The sequence below is a fragment of the Micromonospora sp. M71_S20 genome (assembly GCF_003664255.1).
Lineage (GTDB): Bacteria > Actinomycetota > Actinomycetes > Mycobacteriales > Micromonosporaceae > Micromonospora.
Map to the genome: position 1 here is coordinate 4,339,587 of NZ_RCCV01000001.1, position 22,778 is coordinate 4,362,364.

The 22,778-nt window shown below is 73.3% G+C and carries 11 protein-coding genes; 5 read left to right on the forward strand and 6 right to left on the reverse strand.

Going from position 1 to position 22,778, the window contains the following annotated elements:
- Positions 1-34: 34 nt before the first annotated feature.
- Positions 35-796 carry a sulfite exporter TauE/SafE family protein gene (locus DER29_RS18695; protein ID WP_121398497.1) on the reverse strand — a complete coding sequence of 254 codons (762 nt, stop codon included), beginning with the start codon at positions 794-796 and terminating at the stop codon, positions 35-37.
- 195 nt (positions 797-991) lie between these two features.
- Here DER29_RS18695 and DER29_RS18700 point away from each other — a divergent pair, with 195 nt between their 5' ends.
- The 5 genes from DER29_RS18700 to DER29_RS18720 all read left to right on the forward strand — a co-directional run bounded on the left by DER29_RS18700 (position 992) and on the right by DER29_RS18720 (position 14,879).
- The gene (locus DER29_RS18700) at positions 992-1,363 is read left to right on the forward strand and encodes an SCP2 sterol-binding domain-containing protein (protein WP_121398498.1); all 372 of its coding nucleotides are present in this window, start codon (positions 992-994) and stop codon (positions 1,361-1,363) included.
- The gene (locus tag DER29_RS18705) at positions 1,356-3,437 is read left to right on the forward strand and encodes a glycogen debranching N-terminal domain-containing protein (protein WP_121398499.1); all 2,082 of its coding nucleotides are present in this window, start codon (positions 1,356-1,358) and stop codon (positions 3,435-3,437) included. Before DER29_RS18700 ends, DER29_RS18705 begins: the two co-directional genes overlap by 8 nt.
- Before the next feature lie 11 nt (positions 3,438-3,448).
- Complete coding sequence (locus DER29_RS18710) at positions 3,449-4,051, forward strand: cysteine hydrolase (RefSeq protein ID WP_121398500.1); 603 nt, start codon at positions 3,449-3,451, stop codon at positions 4,049-4,051.
- A 164-nt stretch (positions 4,052-4,215) separates the two neighbouring features.
- Positions 4,216-12,594 (forward strand): non-ribosomal peptide synthetase, encoded by an 8,379-nt coding sequence (locus DER29_RS18715; protein WP_121398501.1) that lies wholly within the window; start codon positions 4,216-4,218, stop codon positions 12,592-12,594.
- Entirely contained in the window at positions 12,591-14,879 is a 2,289-nt protein-coding gene (locus tag DER29_RS18720; RefSeq protein WP_121398502.1) for a condensation domain-containing protein, read from the forward strand. Before DER29_RS18715 ends, DER29_RS18720 begins: the two co-directional genes overlap by 4 nt.
- Positions 14,880-15,019: 140 nt before the next feature.
- On the opposite strand, the gene DER29_RS18725 is transcribed toward DER29_RS18720, so the two are convergent.
- Genes DER29_RS18725 through DER29_RS18745 form a run of 5 tightly spaced genes read right to left on the reverse strand, consistent with a single transcriptional unit; the run spans position 15,020 to position 22,775 of the window.
- On the reverse strand, positions 15,020-15,232 hold the full coding sequence (locus DER29_RS18725; RefSeq protein WP_370040316.1) for an MbtH family protein: 213 nt from the start codon (positions 15,230-15,232) through the stop codon (positions 15,020-15,022).
- Positions 15,233-15,248: 16 nt separating this feature from the next.
- A complete protein-coding gene (locus DER29_RS18730; protein WP_121398504.1) occupies positions 15,249-16,550 on the reverse strand; it encodes an aspartate aminotransferase family protein in 1,302 nt (433 codons plus the stop codon).
- Complete coding sequence (locus DER29_RS18735) at positions 16,547-20,167, reverse strand: CocE/NonD family hydrolase (protein WP_121398505.1); 3,621 nt, start codon at positions 20,165-20,167, stop codon at positions 16,547-16,549. Before DER29_RS18735 ends, DER29_RS18730 begins: the two co-directional genes overlap by 4 nt.
- Positions 20,164-21,759 (reverse strand): MBL fold metallo-hydrolase, encoded by a 1,596-nt coding sequence (locus DER29_RS18740; protein ID WP_121398506.1) that lies wholly within the window; start codon positions 21,757-21,759, stop codon positions 20,164-20,166. Before DER29_RS18740 ends, DER29_RS18735 begins: the two co-directional genes overlap by 4 nt.
- Entirely contained in the window at positions 21,756-22,775 is a 1,020-nt protein-coding gene (locus tag DER29_RS18745; protein ID WP_121398507.1) for an LLM class flavin-dependent oxidoreductase, read from the reverse strand. Before DER29_RS18745 ends, DER29_RS18740 begins: the two co-directional genes overlap by 4 nt.
- Positions 22,776-22,778 lie beyond the last annotated feature (3 nt).

Genomic DNA, 22,778 nt, shown 5'->3' on the forward strand with positions numbered 1-22,778 from the left:
TCTTCCTGCCGTCGGCCTGGCGGGAGCGCGCCGTCTACAGGACGTTGCGCCCCAGCAGGAACAGCCCGAAGGCCACCCCGAACGCGACGACCACCGCCCTGAGCGGGCCACCGGGAAGCCTGCGGAGCAGCCGTGCCCCGACGTAGCCGCCGACGACGGTGGCCGGGGCCAGGATCGCCACGCCCGCCCAGTTGACGGTGCCGAAGAGGACGAAGAGCACCACCGCCGTCAACGAGATGACGGCCGACAGCAGGTTCTTGAAGGCGACCGTCCGGGTGAGCGGTTCGCGCTGCAGGAGCGCCAGGCCGGCGATCAGGACGATGCCGAACCCCGCGCCGATGTAGCCGCCGTAGACGCCGCTCAGGGCGACGGACACCTGAAGGGCCGCCGGGTGTTCCCGCCCGTGCCGCAGGACGGAGCGCCGGGCCAGGCCGTCCAGCCGGCCCCGCAGACCGAGGACGGCCGACGCGGCGATCACCAGGAACGGCACGATCGCGTCGAAGACGCGGCTCGGCGTCACCAGCAGCAGCACCGACCCGGCGACGCCGCCGACGACCGCCGCGGGCAGGACACGCCGGACGTCCCCGCGGGGCGGCAGGTCCCGGTATCCTCCGGCGACGCTGGCCACGTTGCCGGGAAAGACGGCGACGGTACTGGTCAGCTTGGCGGTGAGCGGCGGTATGCCGGCGGCGATCAGCGCCGAGAAGGCGATCAGGGAACCGCCGCCCGCGACCGCGTTGAAGGCACCCGTGGCGACACCGGCGGCGACGAGCAGCGTCGCCTGGATGGGATCCATCGGGTCCCAGGCTAGTGGCGATGCCGGGCGTTGGGGCGGGTGTCGGCCGGGCCGCCCCACGCACCAGGGCGGGGCGGTTCAGGGCCGGCCGGCGGCGAGCGCGGCCCGGCGGCGCCGCGTCGGCGAAGTTCACCTTCTCCGGGTGAGGCGGTAGCGGCGTTTCCGGGGAATGGTGGCCGGTGAGGAGGGATCGCGATGGCGGATGCCACCCAGGATTTCTTCCACGGCCTCGCGCGCCGTGGGCACGACCGCCGGCTGAGGAGCATCGACGAGGGCAGCGTGCGCTTCGACATCAGCCGCGAAGGCCGTACCGACCACTGGCTGGTCTCCATCGACAAGGGCGACATCAGGGTCACCGAGGAGACGACCGGCGGGGACGCGGTCGTCGAGGCGGACCGGGCGGTGTTCGACCGGATCGCCAGCGGGGAGGCGTACTTCCTGACCACCGTGCTGCGCGGCGAGGCGTCCGTGGCGGGCAGCCCCCGGCTCTTCGCGACCGTCCGGAAGCTGTTTCCGCCGCCGCCCACGTCCCGGTCGACGCGTCACCGGGGAGGCGGCCATGGGTGACGACCAGGTGGGCATCCTGGACGGCACGACCTTCGTGGTCTGTGACCGGGCGGGCGACATCGTCCCGTCGCCCGACACCCCGCTCGGCCTGTTCGCCCACGACACGCGCCTGCTGTCGAAGTGGGTGCTGACGATCGACGGGGAGCGGTTGAGCACCCTCGCCATCGACGACATCCACTACTTCGAGAACCGCTTCTACCTGGTCCCCGGCCACCAGGACGTCTACGTCAACAGCACGCTCTCGGTGCGGCGGGTGCACACGCTCGACGCCGGCCTGCACGAGGAGCTGAGCATCATCAACCACGACGGCCGGCCGGTCGACCTGACCGTCCGGGTCGAGGTGGACGCCGACTTCGCGGACATCTTCGAGGTCAAGGACGCGACGGCGCGGAAGAAGGGCCGGCACTACCGGCGCGTCGACGACGGACGCCTCGTCCTCGGCTACCAGCGGGAGCGGTTCAGGCGGGAGACGATCGTCTCCGCGACGACGCCGGCGGAACTGGACGAGGACGGGCTGACGCTCAGGGTCCATCTCGAACCGCACAGCACGTGGCGGACCAGGCTGACCGCCGAGCCGGACCTCCCGATGCCACGAGGGCTGGAGCGGCTCACGATCCCGGGGCGGGCGCGCACCCCCGACAAGGAGCGTCGGCTCAAGGACTGGCTGGCGGAGGCGCCCCGGCTGGAATCCGACTTCGAGCCCCTGCGCGGCGCGTACCGGCGCAGCCTCATCGACCTGGCCGCGCTGCGGTTCAGCCCCTTCCTCGCCGAGGACCGGAGCGTGCCGGCCGCCGGCCTGCCCTGGTTCATGAGCCTGTTCGGCCGGGACAGCATCCTCACCAGCCTCCAGGCGCTGCCGTTCGCGCCCGACCTCGCCGCCACCACCCTCAAGGTGCTCGCGTTCCGGCAGGGCAGCCGGGTCGACGACTTCCGGGAGGAGGAGCCCGGCCGGATCCTGCACGAGATGCGGTACGGGGAGATGAGCGTGTTCGAGGAGACCCCGCACACGCCCTACTTCGGCAGCGCCGACGCCACTCCCCTGTTCCTGGTGCTGCTCGACGAGTACGAACGCTGGACCGGCGACGCCGCGCTCGTCCGCTCGGTCGAGCAGGAGGCGCGGGCGGCGATCGACTGGATCGACAACTACGCCGACCTGACGGGCAGCGGCTACATCTCCTACGAGCGGCGCAACACCCGCAACGGCCTGGAGAACCAGTGCTGGAAGGACTCCTGGGACGGCATCTCGTATCAGGACGGGCGGCTGCCCGGCTTCCCCCGCGCGACCTGTGAGTTGCAGGGGTACGCGTACGACGCGAAGATGCGCACCGCCCGGCTCGCCCGCGCGATCTGGAACGACCCGGAGTACGCGGACCGGCTGGAACGGCAGGCCGCCGACCTCAGGCAACGCTTCAACCGCGACTTCTGGGTCGCCGACGGCGAGTACATGGCCCTCGCGCTCGACGGTGACGGCCGCCAGGTGGACGCCCTGTCCTCCAACATCGGCCACCTGCTGTGGAGCGGCATCGTCGACGAGCCGAAGGCGGCCGCCCTGGCGCGGCACCTGATGTCGCCCCCGCTGTTCAGCGGCTGGGGGGTGCGCACGCTGGCCGAGACCGCGGGCCGCTACAACCCGATCGGGTACCACGTCGGGACGATCTGGCCGTTCGACAACTCGTTCATCGCCTGGGGCCTGCGCCGTTACGGGTACGGCGACGAGGCGGCCCGGATCGCCGCCGGGATCCTGGACGCGGCGGTCTTCTACGACGGCCGGCTGCCCGAGGCGTTCGCGGGCTACAGCCGGTCCGAGACCAAGTATCCGGTCAACTATCCCACCGCGTGCAGCCCGCAGGCGTGGTCCGCCGGGGCCACCCTGCTGCTGTTGCGCACGATGCTCGGGCTGCAACCGGTCGGCGAAGACCTCGTGATCAGGCCCGCTCTGCCCGCTAGTCTCGACTTCGTGGCGCTGCTCGACATTCCGGGGCGGTGGGGGCGCCTCGACGCGTACGGCAGAGGGCCGGCCAGCGCGGGCGGCCAGGGCTACCAGCCGGCGCCGCAGCAACTCTCCGCCCCGTGACGGGAGGGACGATGCGAAAACTCGACCCGATGCGGACCGCCGTCGTCGGCGTCCACTGGCAGCACGAGGTCGTCAGTCCCGACGGGGTGTTCGGTCCGTTCTTCGCCGAGCAGGTCTCCCGACACCGCGTCGCCTCGTACGCGGCGCAGGTCGCCACGGCGGTACGCGCCAGTGGCGGCCTCGTCGTCTACACGCGGGTCGCGCACCGGCCCGGATATCCGGACCTCATCCCCAACACGCCCAGCTTCGCCATGATCCAAGAGCGGCAGGCCTTCCTCGAGGGTGCGCCCAGGGCCCGGATCGTCGACGAACTCGCGCCGGAGGCCGGCGACGTCGTCATCACCCACGTCCGGCTCACCGGCTTCTTCGGCAGCGAACTCGACACGGTGCTGCGCCGCCGGGGCGTGGACACCGTCCTGTTCACCGGCGTCGCCACCAACCTCTCCGTCACCGGCACCGCGTTCGAGGCGGTCAACCACGGCTACCGGCCGGTGGTGGTCTCCGACGCGTGCACCGCCGCGACCGACGAGGCGCACCGGGCGAGCCTGGAGACGCTGGGGCAGCTCGGCGAGGTGGTCAGCACCGCCGAGGCCGTCGACCGCCTGTCGAGGTGAGCCACCGGGCGGGCGAGCCGGGCGACCCGTCGCCCCGCGAGCGGGCCGCTCCGGACCCCGGCCCGGCGGGCGGCCGGCCAGCCCCGACAACGGCCCGGAGAGCCCCTAGCCCGGCCCGTTTCCATTGACGACGGGCGTGCCGCGCTGGCAGCATCCGGCGCATCATGATCAAGGAAAGCGGTTGGTCAGCGTACCCCGTCCCCGCCCGGTCGCCCGGCGAGCCCGCCGGGGGCGAACCACACCACGCGGACCTCGTCCATGAGGCGATCGTCCGGCATCCCGCCGCCGCGTTGGCGTTGGGTACGGACGACGCCCTCGTCACCTACGGGGAGCTGCGTGCACGCAGCAACCGGCTGGCCCGGCACCTGCGGGCCACCGGGGTACGCCGAGGTGACCTCGTCGCCGTCCTGCTGCCCCGCGGTGTCGACGGGATCGTCAGCGTGCTGGCGGCGCTCACCGCCGGCGCCGCGTACCTGCCCATCGACGCCGGTTACCCTCCGCAGCGGGTCCGGCACATGCTCACCGACTCCCGGGCTCGGGTGCTCGTCACCGTACGGTCGCTGGTCCGGGCCGACCTGGTGCCGCCCGGCACCCCGGTCGTCCTGCTCGACGACGACCGGGCCGCGCTCGCCGCGTACCCCGACCGCCCGCCGGCCGTGCCGATCGGCCCGGGCGACCTCGCCTACGTGATCTACACCTCCGGGTCCACCGGCCTCCCGAAGGGGGTCATGGTCGAGCACGGCTCGCTGCGTGGGCTGGCCCGGTGGCGCGCCGACGCGGAGCGTCTCGGTCCCGACGACCGTTGCCTGCACCTGTTCTCCCCCGGCTTCGACGCGTCGGTGTGGGACATCTGGGCGCCGCTGGTGGCCGGCGCCAGCCTCTGGATGCCCGACGACGAGACCCGGGTCGACCCCGACCGGCTGGTGGACTGGCTCGCCGCGCACGCGATCACCTCGGCGACGCTGCCCACCCCGCTCGCCGAGGCCGTGCTGACCCGGCCGACGCCGCCCGCCGGGGCACTGCGCATCCTCGGCGCGGGGGGCCAGCAGCTGCTCGCCCGCCCCCGCCCCGAGCACACGTTCACCACCGTCAACCTGTACGGCCCCACCGAGGCCACCGTGCTGGCCATGAGCGGGGAGGTGGCGGTCGAGGGCGACGGCCCGCCGTCGCTCGGGCATCCGGCTGCGGGCGCCGCCATCCGGCTGCTCACCGACGACCTGCGCCCGGTGCCCGCCGGCAGCCTCGGCGAGGTGTTCATCGGCGGGCCGGGCGTGGCCCGGGGGTACCACGACCGTCCCGCCCTGACCGCCGAACGCTTCCCGCCCGACCCGTACGGGCCGCCCGGCAGCCGCCTCTACCGCACCGGCGACCTGGCGCGCCAGCTACCGGACGGCACCTACCACTTCGCCGGTCGGGTCGACGACCAGGTGAAGCTGCACGGCCACCGGATCGAGCTGGGCGAGATCGAGAGCGTGCTGCTGCGTCATCCGGGCGTGCGGGCCGCCGCGGTCCGTCTGCACGAGGGCACGGCCGGTCCCCGGCTCGTCGGGTACGTCGTGCCTGAGATCGGTCCGGACGACGCGACGCTGGCCGAGCACGCGGCGCGCCATCTGCCCGCGACCATGGTTCCCGCCGCGTGGGTCCGCCTCGCCGGCCTACCGCTCACCCCGCACGGCAAGCTGGACCGGGCCGCGTTGCCCGCACCGGCGGAGCGGGTCAGCGAGCCGCCCCGCGACGACCTGGAGCGGCAGGTGGCGCAGGTGTGGGCGGAGGTGCTCGGCCGGTCGCCGGGCCGGGACGACAACTTCTTCTCCCTGGGCGGGCACTCGCTGCGGGCCACGATGGTCGCCGTCCGGTTGCGCGACCGCTTCGGGCTGCCGCTCTCCGCCGCGATCGTGTTCGAGGCGCAGACCGTGGCCGCGATGGCCGACCGGCTACGGGACGAGGTGGCGGCCGGGCAGGAGAACGTCCGGGCCGAGCCGGATCCGGTCCTGGTGCTGCCGGCCGGTGTGGCGTCGTCGTCGGGGCGGGTGTTGTCGTTCGCCCAGCAACGCCTGTGGTTCCTGCACACCCTCGACCCGAAATCCACCGCCTACAACACCCAGACCTCCTGGCACATCGACGGCGAACTCGACCTCGACCACCTCGACACCGCCATCACCGAGATCATCCGCCGACACGAAGTCCTGCGCACCACCTTCACCGAACACGACGGCATCCCCGTCCAGATCATCCACCCCCACCCCACCTACCACCGCACCCGCCACGACCTCACCCACATCGACCCCCGACACCACGACCACCACATCCGCGACATCCTGCGCACCGAACTCGACCAACCATTCGACCTCACCACCGGCCCACTCCTACGCTGCCGAACCCTACGACTGTCCGACACCACCCACGTGCTCTGCCTGACCTGGCACCACATCGTCCTCGACGGCTGGTCCGTCGGCCTGTTCCACAACGAACTCGACCACCTCTACACCGACCTCACCCACCACCGAACCCCCTCACTACCACCCCTCAACACCCAGTACGCCGACATCGCCCAACGCCAACACCACCACTGGCAGAGCACCGACGCACAACACCACCTCGAACAACTCGCCGCACGACTACGCGACGCCCCACCCGTCTGCCACCCACCCACCGACCGACCCCGCCCCGACACCAACCCCGGCCCCACCGCCATCCACCACAGCCAACTACCCCCCGACACCACCACCGCGCTCACCACCCTCGCCACCCAAACCGGCTCCACCCCCTTCGGCATCCTCCTCGCCGCATTCCAACTCCTCATCCACCGCTACACCACCCAGAACCCCGTCGTCATCGGCACCCCCCTCACCGGCCGCACCGACCCCGACGCCGAAAAACTCATCGGCTTCTTCGTCAACACCCTCCCCCTCGCCGTCGACATCCACCCCCACCACACCTTCCGCCAATTCCTGCACCACTCCCGCACCGTCCTCATGCACGCCGTCACCCACCAGGACATCCCCTTCGACAAACTCGTCGAACACACCCAACCCACCCGCGACCGCCACACCCCACCCCTCATCCAAACCGTCTTCACGACCATGGAAGGCACCGATCCGGCGCCGCTGCACACCGCCACGATGACGCCGCTGCCGATCGACGAGGGGGTCGCGAAGTTCGACCTCACCGTCCAGGTGCAGCTGGAGCCGGACGTCATCCGGGTGCTCTTCGACTACGCCTGCGACCTGTACGAGCCTGCGACGATGGCCGAGCTGGCCGACAGCTACCGGGCCCTGGTGTCCGCCGTGCTGGCCGAGCCGGACCGCCCGCTGTCCACCGTGGTCGCGGTCACGGCCGCCCAGCGGCAGCGGCTCGCCGACGCGTTGACCGCCAGCCCGGTTCCGGTCCCGCCCGGTGGTGTGGGGTGTGTGCCGCGGCTAGTGACGGAGACGGCCCGACGCCAGCCCGACGCCGTGGCGATCGTCGACGGCACCGGCACACTCACCTACCGCGAACTCGACGAGTGGTCCAACCACCTCGCCCACCAACTCCTACGACACGGCACCCGACCCGACCACCCCGTCGCGGTCAGCCTCCCACCCGGCGCACCCGCCATCACCGCCATGCTCGCCGTCCTCAAAGCCGGCGCCGCCTACCTCCCCATCGACCCCACCGCACCCACCACCCGCCGACACCACCTCATCACCGACTCCGGCGTCACCATCCTCATCGCCGCACACCCCCACGACACCGACACACCCCCCGGCGTCGTCACCCTCATCCCGCACCGCTCCGCCTCCCCGGCGGCACCCCGGGTCGACATCCACCCCGAGCAGGTGGCGTACGTCATCCACACCTCCGGGTCCACCGGCACGCCCAAGGGCGTCATGGTCCCCCACCGGGCGCTGACCAACCTGGTCCACTGGCACCTGGACACCCACCCCACCGGCCCCGGCCAGCGCCACGGCCAGGTGGCCAGCCTCGGCTTCGACGCCGCGATCTGGGAGATCTGGCCCGCGCTGGTCAGCGGCGCCACCCTGCACATCGCCGACCCGGCCGACCGCCTCGACCCCACCGCGCTGCACGACTGGCTGGTCCGGGAAGACGTCACGAGGACGTTCCTGCCGACCCCGGTCGCGGAGGCCGTCCTCCGGTTGCCCACCCCGTCCACCAGCCACCTGCGGACGATCTTCACGGGTGGGGACGCCCTCACCACCCGACCGTCCGCGCAGGCGCCGTACACCCTGTTCAACATCTACGGGCCGACCGAGACCACCGTCGCCGTCACCGTCGGGCCCGTCAGCACCGACGGGGTCCACCGGCCCGATCTCGGCGTCCCGATCGCCGGCGCCCGCATCTACCTCCTCGACGCCGACCTCCAGCTCGTCCCGCCCGGCGCGCCCGGCGAGGTCTGCGTCGGCGGCGACGTGGTCACCCGCGGCTACCTGAACAAGCCCGGGCAGACGGCGGAGCGGTTCCTGCCCGACCCGTACGCCACCACCCCCGGCAGCCGCCTCTACCGCACCGGCGACCTCTGCCGCCTCCGCACCGACGGCACCCTCGAATTCCTCGGCCGCACCGACGAACAAATCGCCATCAACGGCTACCGCATCGAACCCGGCGAAATCGAAACCGCCCTACGCGCACAACCCCACGTCGAAGCCGCCTTCGTCACCACCCGAACACTGCCCACCGGCCGCCACCTCATCGCCTACGTCACCGGCACCAACCCCGACACCCACCAACTACGCCACAACCTCCACCACACACTCCCCCGCCACCTCGTACCCCACAGCATCATCGCCCTGCCCCACTTCCCCCTCACCCGCAACGGAAAGATCGACCGCAACGCACTCCCCGCACCCGATCTCACCGCGCGCGGCGAGCCGCCCCGTGACGCCCTGGAGCGGCAGGTGGCGCAGGTGTGGGCCGACGTGATCGGTCGGTCGCCCGGCCGGGACGACAACTTCTTCGCCTTCGGCGGGCACTCCATGCAGGCCACCATGATCGCCGCCCGGCTGCGCGAAACCCTCGGCGTGCCGGTCTCGGCGGCGATCGTGTTCGAGGCGCAGACCGTGGCCGCGATGGCCGACAGCCTGCGGGACGAGGTGGCGGCCGATCCGTCGGCCGTCGGCGGCCAGGACGGTCCGGTCGCGTCCGGCGCGGGGGAACCGAGCGAGCCGGATCCGGCCCCGGCCCTGCCGGCCGGTGTGGCGTCGTCGTCGGGGCGGGTGTTGTCGTTCGCCCAGCAACGCCTGTGGTTCCTGCACACCCTCGACCCGAAATCCACCGCCTACAACACCCAGACCTCCTGGCACATCGACGGCGAACTCGACCTCGACCACCTCGACACCGCCATCACCGAGATCATCCGCCGACACGAAGTCCTGCGCACCACCTTCACCGAACACGACGGCATCCCCGTCCAGATCATCCACCCCCACCCCACCTACCACCGCACCCGCCACGACCTCACCCACATCGACCCCCGACACCACGACCACCACATCCGCGACATCCTGCGCACCGAACTCGACCAACCATTCGACCTCACCACCGGCCCACTCCTACGCTGCCGAACCCTACGACTGTCCGACACCACCCACGTGCTCTGCCTGACCTGGCACCACATCGTCCTCGACGGCTGGTCCGTCGGCCTGTTCCACAACGAACTCGACCACCTCTACACCGACCTCACCCACCACCGAACCCCCTCACTACCACCCCTCAACACCCAGTACGCCGACATCGCCCAACGCCAACACCACCACTGGCAGAGCACCGACGCACAACACCACCTCGAACAACTCGCCGCACGACTACGCGACGCCCCACCCGTCTGCCACCCACCCACCGACCGACCCCGCCCCGACACCAACCCCGGCCCCACCGCCATCCACCACAGCCAACTACCCCCCGACACCACCACCGCGCTCACCACCCTCGCCACCCAAACCGGCTCCACCCCCTTCGGCATCCTCCTCGCCGCATTCCAACTCCTCATCCACCGCTACACCACCCAGAACCCCGTCGTCATCGGCACCCCCCTCACCGGCCGCACCGACCCCGACGCCGAAAAACTCATCGGCTTCTTCGTCAACACCCTCCCCCTCGCCGTCGACATCCACCCCCACCACACCTTCCGCCAATTCCTGCACCACTCCCGCACCGTCCTCATGCACGCCGTCACCCACCAGGACATCCCCTTCGACAAACTCGTCGAACACACCCAACCCACCCGCGACCGCCACACCCCACCCCTCATCCAAACCGTCTTCACCGGCGGGAACGTCACGGGCATCGCCGCCGGCCCCGTGCCGCTGCACACCGCCACGATGCGTCCGATGTCGATCGAGCCGGGAACCGCGAAGTTCGACCTCACGGTCCACGCGGAGGTGGGGACCGACACCGTCGGCGTGTACTTCAGCTACGCCTGCGACCTGTACGACGCCGCGACGATGGCCGACCTGGCGGACAGCTACCGGGCCCTGGTGGCCGCCGTGCTGGCGGACCCCGACCGGCCCCTGTCCACGGTGGAGGCCGTCACCGACGAGCAGCGCCGGCGGTTGGCGACGGTGTCCGCGGGGCGGCGACGGCCGACGACCGGTCGCGCGGCCCGGCGGCCCGAGGCCGTCCCCGACGGTCCCGACCGGGCGGGCGCCCGGGCGACCGTGGTGGGCGCGCCGACGGCCGCAGTCGCCGGATGGTCGGACGGGGAACTCGGGTGTGTGCCGCGGCTGGTGACGGAGACGGCCCGACGCCAACCCGACGCCGTGGCGATCGTCGACGGGAACGGCGCGATCACCTACCGCGAACTCGACGAGTGGTCCAACCACCTCGCCCACCAACTCCTACGACACGGCACCCGACCCGACCACCCCGTCGCGGTCAGCCTCCCACCCGGCGCACCCGCCATCACCGCCATGCTCGCCGTCCTCAAAGCCGGCGCCCCCTACCTCCCCATCGACCCCACCGCACCTGCGGCACGGCGACACCACCTCATCACCGACTCCGGCGTCACCATCCTCATCGCCGCACACCCCCAGGACACCGACACACCCCCCGGCGTCGTCACCCTCACCCCGCACCGCTCCGCCTCCCCGGCGGCACCCCGGGTCGACATCCACCCCGAGCAGTTGGCCTACGTCATCCACACCTCCGGGTCGACGGGTGTCCCCAAGGGCGTCATGGTCGCCCACCACGCGCTGGCCAACCTCGTCCGGTGGCACCTCGACACCTATCCGAGCGGCCCCGGCGAGCACCACGGCCAGATCGCCAGCCTCGGCTTCGACGCCGCCGTCTGGGAGATCTGGCCCGCGCTGGTCAGCGGCGCCACCCTGCACGTCGCCGACCCCGCGCACCGCCTCGACCCCACGGCGCTGCACGACTGGATGCACCGGCAGGGCCTCACCGTGGCCTTCGTCCCCACGCCCATCGCCGAGGCCATCCTGCGACTGCCCACGCCGTCCACCAGCACCCTGCGCACGCTGCTCACGGGTGGGGACGCCCTCACCACCCGGCCCTCCGCGCGCACCCCCTACGCCCTGGTCAACCACTACGGGCCCACCGAGGCCGCGGTCGTCGCCACCGCCGGGCCGGTGCACCCCGACGGGACCCACCGGCCAGACCTCGGCACCCCGATCGACGGTGCCCGCGTCCACCTCCTCGACGCCGAGCTGCGACTGGTGCCGCCCGGCGCGCCCGGCGAACTCTGCATCGCCGGCGACGGACTGGCCCGGGGATACCTCGGCCGTCCGGGGCAGACGGCGGAGCGGTTCCTGCCCGACCCGTACGCCACCACCCCCGGCAGCCGCCTCTACCGCACCGGCGACCTCTGCCGCCTCCGCACCGACGGCACCCTCGAATTCCTCGGCCGCACCGACGAACAAATCGCCATCAACGGCTACCGCATCGAACCCGGCGAAATCGAAACCGCCCTACGCGCACAACCCCACGTCGAAGCCGCCTTCGTCACCACCCGAACACTGCCCACCGGCCGCCACCTCATCGCCTACGTCACCGGCACCAACCCCGACACCCACCAACTACGCCACAACCTCCACCACACACTCCCCCGCCACCTCGTACCCCACAGCATCATCGCCCTGCCCCACTTCCCCCTCACCCGCAACGGCAAGATCGACCGCAACGCACTCCCCGCACCGGATTCCGCGACCGTCCGTTCCGAGCCGCCCGGCGACGCCGTGCAGCGGCAGCTCGCGGGGATCTGGGCGACGGTGCTGGGCACCTCCATCGCGGGCATCGGCGTCCGCGACGACTTCTTCGCCCTCGGCGGGCACTCCCTGCTCGCCACCCAGGTCACCGCGCAGGCCGCCGCGGCGTTCGAGGTCGAGCTGCCGGTCGCGGCCCTGTTCCGGGACCCGACGATCGTCGGCCTGGCCGGCGAGCTGCGCCGCGTCGAGCGCCGGCCCGGCTGGGTGGACACCGTGGCCGGCATGCGCGAGGCCGTCGCCGCGCTCACCGAGGACCAGGCCCGACGAGCGCTGGCCGCCGCCACCCGGCCCGGCCAGCCGTACGACGAGACAGGAGCACCGCGATGAGCGGCCCGTCGCCCGACCCGGTCGCCGCGCTGCTGCGACCGCCGCCCGGCTGGCCAACGGAGGAGCACCGGCAGCTGCTGGTACGGCTGCTGCGCGAGCGGCTGCCCGCCGCGCCGACCGGTCCCGCCACCGTGGCCCAGCGTCAGCTCTGGTTCCTGCAACAGCTGGAGCCGACCAGCACCGCGTACCACATCCTGACGGTGGTGCGGATGACCGGCGAGCTGGACCTGCCGGCCCTGCGCGGCGCGCTCGCCGCCGTCACGGACCGGCACGAGCAGCTCCGGGCCACCTTCGCGATGGTCGACGACGAGGTGGTCGTGCGGATCGGTCCCTGCGCGCCGGTGCCGGTACCGGTCGTCGACCTGAGCACCACGGACGCAGCGACCCGCGAGCAGCGGGTCCGGCAGGAGCTGGAGAAGGCCCACGACGAGCTGTTCGACCTCGCCGACGGCCCGCTGCTGCGGGCGGTGCTGATCCGCTGCGGGGCCTCCGAGCACCTGCTCGCGGTCACCGTGCACCACATCGTCTTCGACGGCGGGTCCCGCCCGGTCTTCTGGGAGCACCTCGCCACGGCGTACGACGCGCTGCGGGCGGGGAAGGTGCCGGACCTCGATCCGCCGGTGCCCGACGACGAGGACGACGACGAGGACGACTTCGCCGACCCGGAGGATCCGGACGCGGCACTGGCCTACTGGCGCAAGCAGCTGGCCGGCCTGCCCGACCTGGACCTGCCCGGCGTCCGCGACCGGGCGTCCGGGGCGTTGACCGCCGGGCGGCGGCTGGACGTCCCGCTCGACCGGGACGTGACGACGGCCCTGGCCCGGCTGGGCCGGTCCCGGCGGGCCACCCCGTTCATGACGCTGCTGGCCGCGTACCTGGTGCTGCTGTCCGTGCGCACCGGCAGCAGCGACGTCGCCGTGCTGTCGCCGACGACGGGCAGGACGAGCGAGGCCGACGAGAGCCGGATCGGGTACTTCGTCAACACCGTGGTGCTGCGCGGCGACCTGGCGGGGAACCCGACCTTCGCCGAGGTGGTCGACCGGGTCCGGGAGCTGACCCTCGGGGCGTACGCCCACATGGCGGTGCCCTTCGAACGGATCGTGGACGAGGTGCGTCCGGCGCGGGTGCCGGGCCGGATGCCGTTCTCGCAGTTCGCGTTCAGCGTGGAGGGCCGCCCCGCGCCCCCGCCCCGGCTCGCAGGCCTGAGCACCGCCTGGATCGACGTCGACACCGGCACGGCGAAGTTCGACGTGCAGCTGGACGTCCTCACGGACGCCTCGGGCGGGCTCGTGGCGGCCTGGACCTGGCGCGACGAGCTGTTCGACCCGGCGGACCTGGCCGCCGTCGCCGACGACTTCGTCGCGCTGCTGGGCGCGGTCGTCGCCGACCCGCAGGCCACCGTCGACGCGCTGCCGGTGCGCCGGCCGGTGCCGGCCCCGGGCGTCCCGGCGGCGACCCCGCCGCCCGCGGCGCGCACCCGGCCGGGCGCAACGGCCTCCGGCACGCTGGTGCACCTCGGCGGGCCGACGGACCGTCCGCCGCTGGTCCTGCCGCACCCGGTCAGCGGCACGGTCGGCGCGTACGCCGAACTCGCCCGGCTGCTGCCCGCGTACCACCTGGTCGGCATCGAGTCGGCCGCCGACGCCACCGGCGACTCCATCGACGCGCTCGCCGAGGCGTACCTGGCCGAACTGGTCGCCCGCTGGCCGGCCGGCCCGTACCGGCTGTGCGGCTGGTCGATGGGCGGCCTGCTGGCGTACGAGATGTCCCGCCGGCTGGTGCGGGCCGGGCGTGCCGTCGACCTGCTGGTGGTCGTGGACACCGCGCCCGGGCAGGCGCGCCCGGCCGGCGAGGGGAGCGACGACGCCGCGGTGGCGGCCCGGTTCGCTGCGGACCTCGCCGCGTCCCTCGGTCGGGACCACCCGGCGCCGACGGCCGCGACGCTCGCCGCGCTGCCGGTCGAGGAGCAGACGATGCTGCTGCGCCGGTGGCTGGTGGACGCCGGGGTGACCCCGGTGGCGCTGCCGGTGCGCGAGGTGCGCCGCCGGGTGGAGACCTTCGCCCGGCACGTCACCGCCGTGGCCGGGTACCGGCCGGAGGGCGTGGAGCTGCCGGTGACCGTCGTCCAGGCCTCCGCGTCGCCGCGCTGGCAGCCGCGCTGGGAGCGCTACGTGGGCGCCCGGACCACCGTGCACGAGTACGAGGGCGACCACTACTCGCTGCTGCGCCGGCCCACCGTGGAGCGGATCGCCGGATGGCTGGCCCGCGCGCTGGACGGTCGGTGAGCGCAGGCGCTCCGGCGGGTGATGCGCGCGTGGGGCCGCCCGGCGGCCCCACGGGTGCGGGTGCGTCCGGACGGTGGGCGGGAGGGCCGGCGGGCGCTGACGGAACGGTCACGCCCGGGCGGCCGGCCCTCCCGTCCGCGTTACCGCGCCTCGGCCGCCATCGCCCGGCGCAGGCTCAACGGGCGCATGTCCGTCCACACCGAGTCGATGTGCTCCAGGCACCGGGCCCGCGGCCCGACGAAGCCCTCGGCACGCCAGCCCGCCGGGATCTCCCGCCCGTCCGGCCAGATCGAGTACTGCTCCTCGTCGTTCACCACGACCCGACAGATCTCGGCCGTCTCCGGCTGCTCCACCGTCATCCTCTTCTCCTCACACCTCGGACACCATGGCCAGGGCCCGGTCGATCCCGACGATCCCGTCGGTCAACTCCGCCTCCGTGATGGTAAGCGGGGGGAACAGGTGCAGCCGGTTGCCCGCCGCCAGCGGCCAGACACCCTGCCGCTTGCACGCCGCCAGGACGGCGGCCATCTCGGGCGCCAGCGTCCCCGGGGCCGCGTACGGCGCCAGGGGCTCGCGGGTCGCGCGGTCCCGGACCAGTTCGACGGCCCAGGCCAGGCCGACGCCGCGGACGTCGCCGACGATCGGGTGGCGCTCGGCCAGCTCGGCCAGCGCCGGGCCCACCACGTCCCGGCCGAGTACGGCCGCCCGGTCGACCAGGTTCTCCTCCCGCAGCACCCGCAGCGCCGCCACGATGGAGGCGCAGGCCAGCGGGTGCCCGGAGTAGGTGAGCCCGCCGGGATAGCGGCGGTGCGCGAAGTGGGCGGCCACCGCGCGGGACAGCAGCACCCCGCCCACCGGCACGTAGCCGGAGTTGACCCCCTTGGCGAAGGTCATCAGGTCGGGCACCACGTCCCAGAGGTCACCGGCGAACCACCGGCCGCACCGGCCGAAGCCGGTCATCACCTCGTCGGCGATCAGCAGGATCCCGTGCTCGTCGCAGAGCCGACGGACGCCGGCCAGGTAGCCGTCCGGCGGGACCAGCACGCCGTTGCTGCCCACCACCGGCTCGACGAGGATCGCGGCGATCGTGTCCGGGCCCTCGTAGCCGACGAGCCGGCGCAGGTGCTCCAGCGCCCGGTCGCACTCCTGCGCGGCGTCCTCGGCGTGGAAGTCGCTGCGGTACGGGTACGGGCCCATGAAGTGCACGGCGCCGCCGCTGGCGGTGTCCACCGGCCAGCGGCGGGGATCACCGGTCAACGCCAGCGCCCCCGCCGTGGCACCGTGGTAGGACCGGTAGGCGGCGAGCACCTTCGGCCGCCCCGTGACCACCCGCGCCATCCGCACCGCGTGCTCCACGGCCTCCGCGCCGCCGGTGGTGAACAGGACCGTCTCCAGGTCCCCCGGGGCGACCTCGACGATCGCCCGGGCCGCCTCGTCGCGGATGTCGACCGCGAACGACGGCCCGATGGTGCACATCCGCCCGGCCTGCTCACGCAGCGCCGCGACCAGGGCCGGATGCTGGTGGCCCAGGTGCAGGTTGCCCATCTGGGCGTGCAGGTCGAGCCACCGGTTGCCCCGGTCGTCCCAGAACCAGCTGCCCGCGCCGCCGGCGACGCGGACCGGGTCGATCTCCTCCTGGGCGGACCAGGGGTAGAAGACGGGCCCGGTCACGACGCGCGCCGTTCACGGACCAGGTCGACCTGCTCGGCCAGCGTCGGCGCCGCGAACACGTCCTGCAGGGAGAGCCGGACCTGGTAGGCCTTGCGGATCCGACTGATCAGGCGGATCGCGAAGAGCGAGTCGCCGCCCAGGTCGAAGAAGTCGTCCCCGGGATCGACGCCGTCGACCTGGAGCAGGGTGGCCCAGATCTGCCCGAGTTGGTCGAGCACCTCGGACCGGCCGTCGTCGGACACCGGGCCCGCCGCGGCGGCCGGCCCCGCCGTGGTCGCCGGGCCCGCCGTCGTCGCCGGGTCCGGCGGGGCTGCCGGCTCACCGGGGGGCGTCGCGGGTGGCACCAGGTCCAGCCGTCCCGCCGTGGTCCACCGCACGGTGGCCCCGGTGTCCCGCATCCGCGCGCCCGGCGTCCCGGCGTACGGGTCGTCGACGTCACCGGCGCCGCTGACCCACAGCCGCCCCGGGGTGTTCACCGGCACGGGTCGCGCGCGGTCGTCGAGGACGTAGCAGCGGGCCACGGCCGGCAGGTCGTCCTGGCCGGCCAGCGCGTCCGGCAGCCGCGCCGGGTTCCAGCCGTCGAGCACGGCGCGCAGCTCCCGCCGGGGCATCGCGGACAGCTCGCCCACCCGCCGGTCCTGGTCGGCGACGAGCTGGTCGAGCACGGTCAGCATCGAGTCGAGGATCCGCTGGACGGTGGCCCGGTCGAACAGGGCGAGCCGGAAGTCCAGGCTGCCCACCATCCGGTCCTCGCCGACCTGGTTCACGGCCAGCGCCAGGTCGTACTTCGCCGACGTCCACTCCGGCGGTTCCAGCCGGACCGCCTCGACCTCGCCGAGCCGGAACCGGTCCGGCACCGCCCGGCCGTACCGGACGCAGACCTGCACCAGCGCGGAGACCGCCGGGTCGCGGCGCGGCCGGAGCTCGCCCACCAGCGTGTCGAAGGGCACCCGGCGCAGCTCCAGCGCGGTCAGCACGCTGCCCCGCACGTCGTGCAGGAACTGTGCCACGGTGGCGTCCCGGTCGACCCGGACCCGCAACGGCAGCAGGTTGACCAGGCAGCCGATCAGGTCGCGGGTCGACTCGTCGTCGCGTTGCAGGCTCGGTGTGCCGATCAGCAGGTCGTCGCCCGCGCCGTACGCGCTCAGGGTGCGGGCGAACGCGGCGGTCAGCAGCGTGAACGGGCTGGTCCGCGCCACGGCGGCGGCCGCCACGAGCCGGGCGGCGAGGGCGTCGTCGACGGTGAAGCGCACCGACCCGCCCCGGTGGTCGAGGACCGGCGGCCGGGGCCGGTCCGTCGGCAGGGCGATCACCTGCGGGGCCCCGTCCAGGTAGCGCCGCCACCGGGCGAGCTGCTCGGCCATGCCGGGCCCGGCGAGTTCGGCCTGCTGGCGGCGGGCCACGTCCGCGTACCGGCACGGCACGTCCGGCAGCCGGACGGGCTTGCCCAGCGCGTAGGAGGGGTAGAGCCGGGCCAGTTCGGCGAAGAAGATCTCCGCCGCGGTCGGGTCGGCGGCGACGTGGTGGACCACCAGCAGCAGCGCCGTCCGGCCGGCGGGCAGCAGCACGGTCGCGACCCGGATCGGCCACTCCCGGCCGAGGTCCCACCGGCGGTCCCGGAACTCCGTCACCCGTACGTCGCTGGCCCAGCCGTCCGCGCGCGCGTCGGTGAGGTCCAGGCGCGCGATGGTCAGCGGCGCCGCCGGATGGATCCGCTGGACCGGCTCCTCGTCGACCTCGACGATGGTGGTCCGCAACGCCTCGTGCCGGCGGACGATCTCGTCGACCGCCGCGTGCAGCGCGCCGGCGTCCACCGGTCCGGTCAGCTCGACCGCCGCGTCGAGGTGGTACGCCGCCCCGCTCGTGCCGGCCTGCTCGGCCAGCCAGATCGCCCGCTGCGCCACCGACAGCGGCGCCGTGACGTCGTCCACCCCGGCGTCGGCGTCCCCACTTTCGGGGGCCACCACGCGGGGCAGCTCCAGCGTCGGGGCGGCGTCGGCGTCGTGGCGCACCGTCAGCACCGGCGCGACGTCCCGGGGCACGGTCAGCGCGTTGTCGGCGTCCGCCCCGGTGATCGCCAGCCGGATCCGATCGCCCGCCGCGAACCGGTACGCGATCGGGTGCAGCTCGATCTCCAGGCGGGAGTCGCCGGGAGCGCCGTCGACCTGGCCGCAGCCCTCGGTGACGTACAGCGAGGTGCCGTCGGGGGCGACCGACTCCAGGTAGGCGAAGACGTCCGCCGGGCCGTCGGTGACCCGGGCCGCCAGGCGCAGCACCGGGGCGCCGACCAGCTCGACCGCCTCGGTCAGCGGGTCAGAGGTCCAGCACAACGCCCGGGTGTCGTTGTCGGTCAGGTCCGGCCGCTGGAAGGGCGAGCCGTAGCCGCTGGCCCACCGGCTGGTCTTGCCGGACGTGGTGGCGTAGTCCACCTCGTACCGCCGGGCCTGGCCGGCCCGGGGTTCCGGTCCCAGCTCGCCGGCCGGGCCGAGGTGCCACGTGCCGGTCGTCGCCGGCTCCGGCGGCCAGGACCGGGCGGTACGCCACGCGTCGGCGCCCAGCACGTGGTACCGGACGGCCGGGCCGTCCATGACCCCGGTGTCCCGGCCCCGCAGCCAGTGGTCGAACCAGCGCAGGTGCTCGTCGGCCAGGTTGTAGCCGGCGCCGCCCAGCACCCCGCCGGTGTGCGCCCAGGGGCCGATGACCACCCGGTGCGGCACGGTCAGCCGGCGGGCCCACTCGGTCGCGTCGCGCGCCCAGACGTCGTGCCAACCGCCCAGGTGGTAGACGGCGACCCCGGAGGCGTTGATCGCCTCCAGCAGCGCCGACGGGCTGCGGGTCAGGTACGCCGCCTCGCCGGTGTCGGCCAGCCGCGACTCGCGTCCGGGCAGACCGGCGAACATCGTCCGGACGTCCCGGTTCGCCACGTGCTGCTCGCGGGCGGCGGCCAGCAGGAGACCGTCCGGGTCGTCGTCGAGGGGCGCGACCGGGCCACGCAGGTCGAGTTCGCGCACGTCCTCACCCCAGGCGCGGGCGAAGTCGTCCCGGAACACCCCGCCGTCCCAGGCGAAGCGGTACAGGTCGAACAGCGCCATCTGCGGGAAGATCGCCACCAGGTGCGGCGGGGCGGTGCTCGCCGCCAGGTACTGCGACACCCCGAGGTAGGAGCGGCCGAACATGCCCACCCGGCCGTCGCACCAGGGCTGGGCGGCGATCCACTCGGTGACGTCGTACGTGTCGGTCGCCTCGGCCGTGCCGAACGGGCCGTCGCTGGTGCCGAACGACGCGCCGCTGCCGCGGCTGTCCACCACCACCACGACGTAGCCCCGGGCCAGCAGGCGCTGCGCGACCGGGAAGGCCCGCAGCGTCACCTCCCCGGGGGCCACCTCGGCCACGCCGAGGTCCTCGATGTCGGTGAGGTCGACGTCGGCCAGTTCGGCGCGCACCACCGCCAGGAAGTCGTCCCGCCCGGGGCGCGGCGACACCTGGTGGTAGCGGTCGTGGGCCCAGACGACGGGCGCGGGGTCACGCTGGCCGACCGGCCGGAAGACGTACGCCGCCAGCCGGGTCCCGTCGCGCGTGGCCACGTACCGGGACTGGCACGTCCAGCTGCGGCTCATGCCAGGTCGGCCCGTCCGTAGAGTTCCCGCGCCGGCACTCCGACGTCGGCGCAGCGCTGGAAGAACTCCGCCATCTGCTTGAGCTGGTACGACTCGTCGGTGTAGTTCGTCGCCATGACGAACACCAGCCACGGCTCGCGGCCCATCGCGTACACGTACGCCTGCCGGGCCCGCAGCCGCCGCACGATGCCCATCGCCTCGACGGCGTCGGAGCCGTTGAGCTTGCGGCTGCGGCTCATCTTCTGGTCGACGCGGCGGGAGAAGAGCGGACCGTACATCCAGGACAGCGGGGCGCCGTCGCACTCCATGCCGAGGAAGGCCATGTCGACGTCACCGATCATGTCGTGGATGTGGCCGAACAGCGCCGGGTCCACGCAACGGTTGTCCGCGCCGAAGTAGAGGTTCTTCCCGCCGGTACGCACCGAGTAGGTCACCTTCGCGGCGATGTCGAGGTCGCAGTGCTCGCCGACGAAGGGGCAGACCACGATCTGGCCGTCGGGCAGCTCGATGGTCTCGCCCGGCTCCACGTCGACCACGTTGGGGAAGCCGAGCGCCTCCAGGCACAGCCGCAACGACGGGTCCTGCAACGCCCCGGCGGCGGTCTTCGGCACGACGACCGTGCCGATACGGTGCCGCAGCTTCAGCAGGGTGGCCAGTTCGAGGTGGTCCTGGTGCCCGTGCGTGATGAGCACGTAGTCGATGACGTCGGGCAGGTCGGCGTAGGCGTACCGGTCACCGTCGCCCAGGGCGTCGGACAGGAACGGGTCGGTCATCACGGTGACCGGGCCGGACTGCACCACCACGCAGGCGTGCCCGAAGTAGCGCACCCGCAGCCCCGGGCCGTCCAGGTTGCGGTCCGGGCTCCCGCTCGGCTCGGCGGAGAACAGCCCGCTGAAGGTGGCCAGGTCGGCGTCGGAGACGTCGAACGCCTCCCGCAGCTCGCCGAAGGGCCGGGCCGTGGTCATGGTGGAGAAGAGCAGGTCGATGCGGGGATCGCGCAGCGGCATGGTGGCCTGCACGTGCCCGTTGCCGGGGAACCGCGGGGTGGTCATCGCGAAGGGCCGCTCGTCGCCGGTGGCCAGCGACAGGTCCACCGAGTGGGCGGTCTCGTCGAAGTGCCGCGAGCGGTAGAGCATCCGCTCCGCGAGCCGGATCCGGGCGTGGTCGTTGAGGTCGTAGACCAGCTCGACGTAGCCGCGCAGCGCCGGCGGGATCTCGCCGTAGCGGGGCGTCAGGTCGAACCCGTCGGCGAGCTTCTCCAGGTTGACCGTCAGCTCGTCCATGGCCGCCGACAGGTCCGGCATCGGCCCGTCGGCGAGCCGGCCAACAAGGTCGGACACCCCGTCGAGGTGGTCGTCCTCGAGGTCGACGAACATGCCGCCGCGCAGCTTCGGGTCCCGGGCCGAGCGGCGGTGCAGCGCCGGCGCGTCGAGGAACGAGCGCAGCAGCGGCACGTGCAGCTTGGCGAAGTTCATCGCCGCCGGCACCGGCGACACCAGGTTCAGCCAGGCGTAGTACCGGTGGATCAGCGGTTCCAGCGCCAGGTTGGGCCGGGCGTGGACGAGGTCGTGGCTGGCGAAAGGCGGGTTCATCGCTCTCCCTCGGTCGGGTCCACCCGCAGTCGGTCACGGACGGTCCGGACGACCTGTGCGAGGTTGTGGAAGTCTTCGTCGTCGGCGGGGGTGTCCAGCACGAAGGTGCGTACCCCGGCCCGGATCATGCCCAGCAGCCGGTCGACGGCGCCGGCGTGGTCGGCGACCAGGTACGGCCCGTCCGCCTGGCCGGAGCGGAACGGCGCGAGCCGGTACGCCGGGTCGACGGTGACGGCGCCGTGCCCGGCCTCGGCCTCGGCGAAGAGCCGCTGCTTCCAGACGGAGTCGGTGTTGGCCATCGTGACCGCGGTGATCTTCGCGCCGTCCGGGTCCTCCGGGAAACGGGCCTCGGCGGCCCGCTCGGTCTCCTCCGCCGTCGCCCGGGTCAGCAGCCCGAAGTTCAGCGCGCCCGGCGCGCCGTCGGCGTCGGGCCGGGCCGCCGTCAGCATCTGGATGCTGGTGGCGCCCACCCGCTCGGCCACCTCCCGGGCGGCCGGGGACTGTCCCGCGACGAACAGCCTGGGCAGCAGGTGCGCGGGCAGGCCGGGCGTGAGCTGCAACCGGGACACCTGGTAGAACCGCCCGTCGAAGCTGAACGGGCGGCGGCTGCCCAGCACCCCCATCATGATCTCGACGTACTCGGCGAGGCGCGCGTACCGGTCGTCGTGGTCCAGCCGGTCGCCGAGCGCGTCCAGGTCGCTCACGGCGGTGCCGGTGATCAGGTTGAGGTCGATCCGCCGCTGGTAGAGCAGGCCGAGCGAGGCGACCATACGGGCCGCGGTGAACGGGTGCTGGTAGACGGGGTTCACCGCCACCAGCGGGCTGAGCCTGGTGGTGCCGGCCGCCGCGGCGGTCGCCAGGATCCAGGGGTCCAGCACCGCGCCGCTGCCGGTGAAGATGAGCACCCCGTCGAGGTCGGCCGCGTCGGTGCGGCGAATGACGGACATCGCCGTGTCCGCGTACGCGGTCAGGTCCCGGACCCGGGGCACCACGGTGATGAAGCTGATGTCGGGCACGGC

Coding starts and splice junctions, on each gene's coding strand:
- DER29_RS18695 (WP_121398497.1), bottom strand. CDS start 796: ATGGATCCCATCCAGGCGACGCTGCTCGTCGCCGCCGGTGTCGCCACG.
- DER29_RS18720 (WP_121398502.1), top strand. CDS start 12,591: ATGAGCGGCCCGTCGCCCGACCCGGTCGCCGCGCTGCTGCGACCGCCG.
- DER29_RS18715 (WP_121398501.1), top strand. CDS start 4,216: ATGATCAAGGAAAGCGGTTGGTCAGCGTACCCCGTCCCCGCCCGGTCG.
- DER29_RS18735 (WP_121398505.1), bottom strand. CDS start 20,167: ATGAGCCGCAGCTGGACGTGCCAGTCCCGGTACGTGGCCACGCGCGAC.
- DER29_RS18740 (WP_121398506.1), bottom strand. CDS start 21,759: ATGAACCCGCCTTTCGCCAGCCACGACCTCGTCCACGCCCGGCCCAAC.
- DER29_RS18700 (WP_121398498.1), top strand. CDS start 992: ATGGCGGATGCCACCCAGGATTTCTTCCACGGCCTCGCGCGCCGTGGG.
- DER29_RS18705 (WP_121398499.1), top strand. CDS start 1,356: ATGGGTGACGACCAGGTGGGCATCCTGGACGGCACGACCTTCGTGGTC.
- DER29_RS18710 (WP_121398500.1), top strand. CDS start 3,449: ATGCGAAAACTCGACCCGATGCGGACCGCCGTCGTCGGCGTCCACTGG.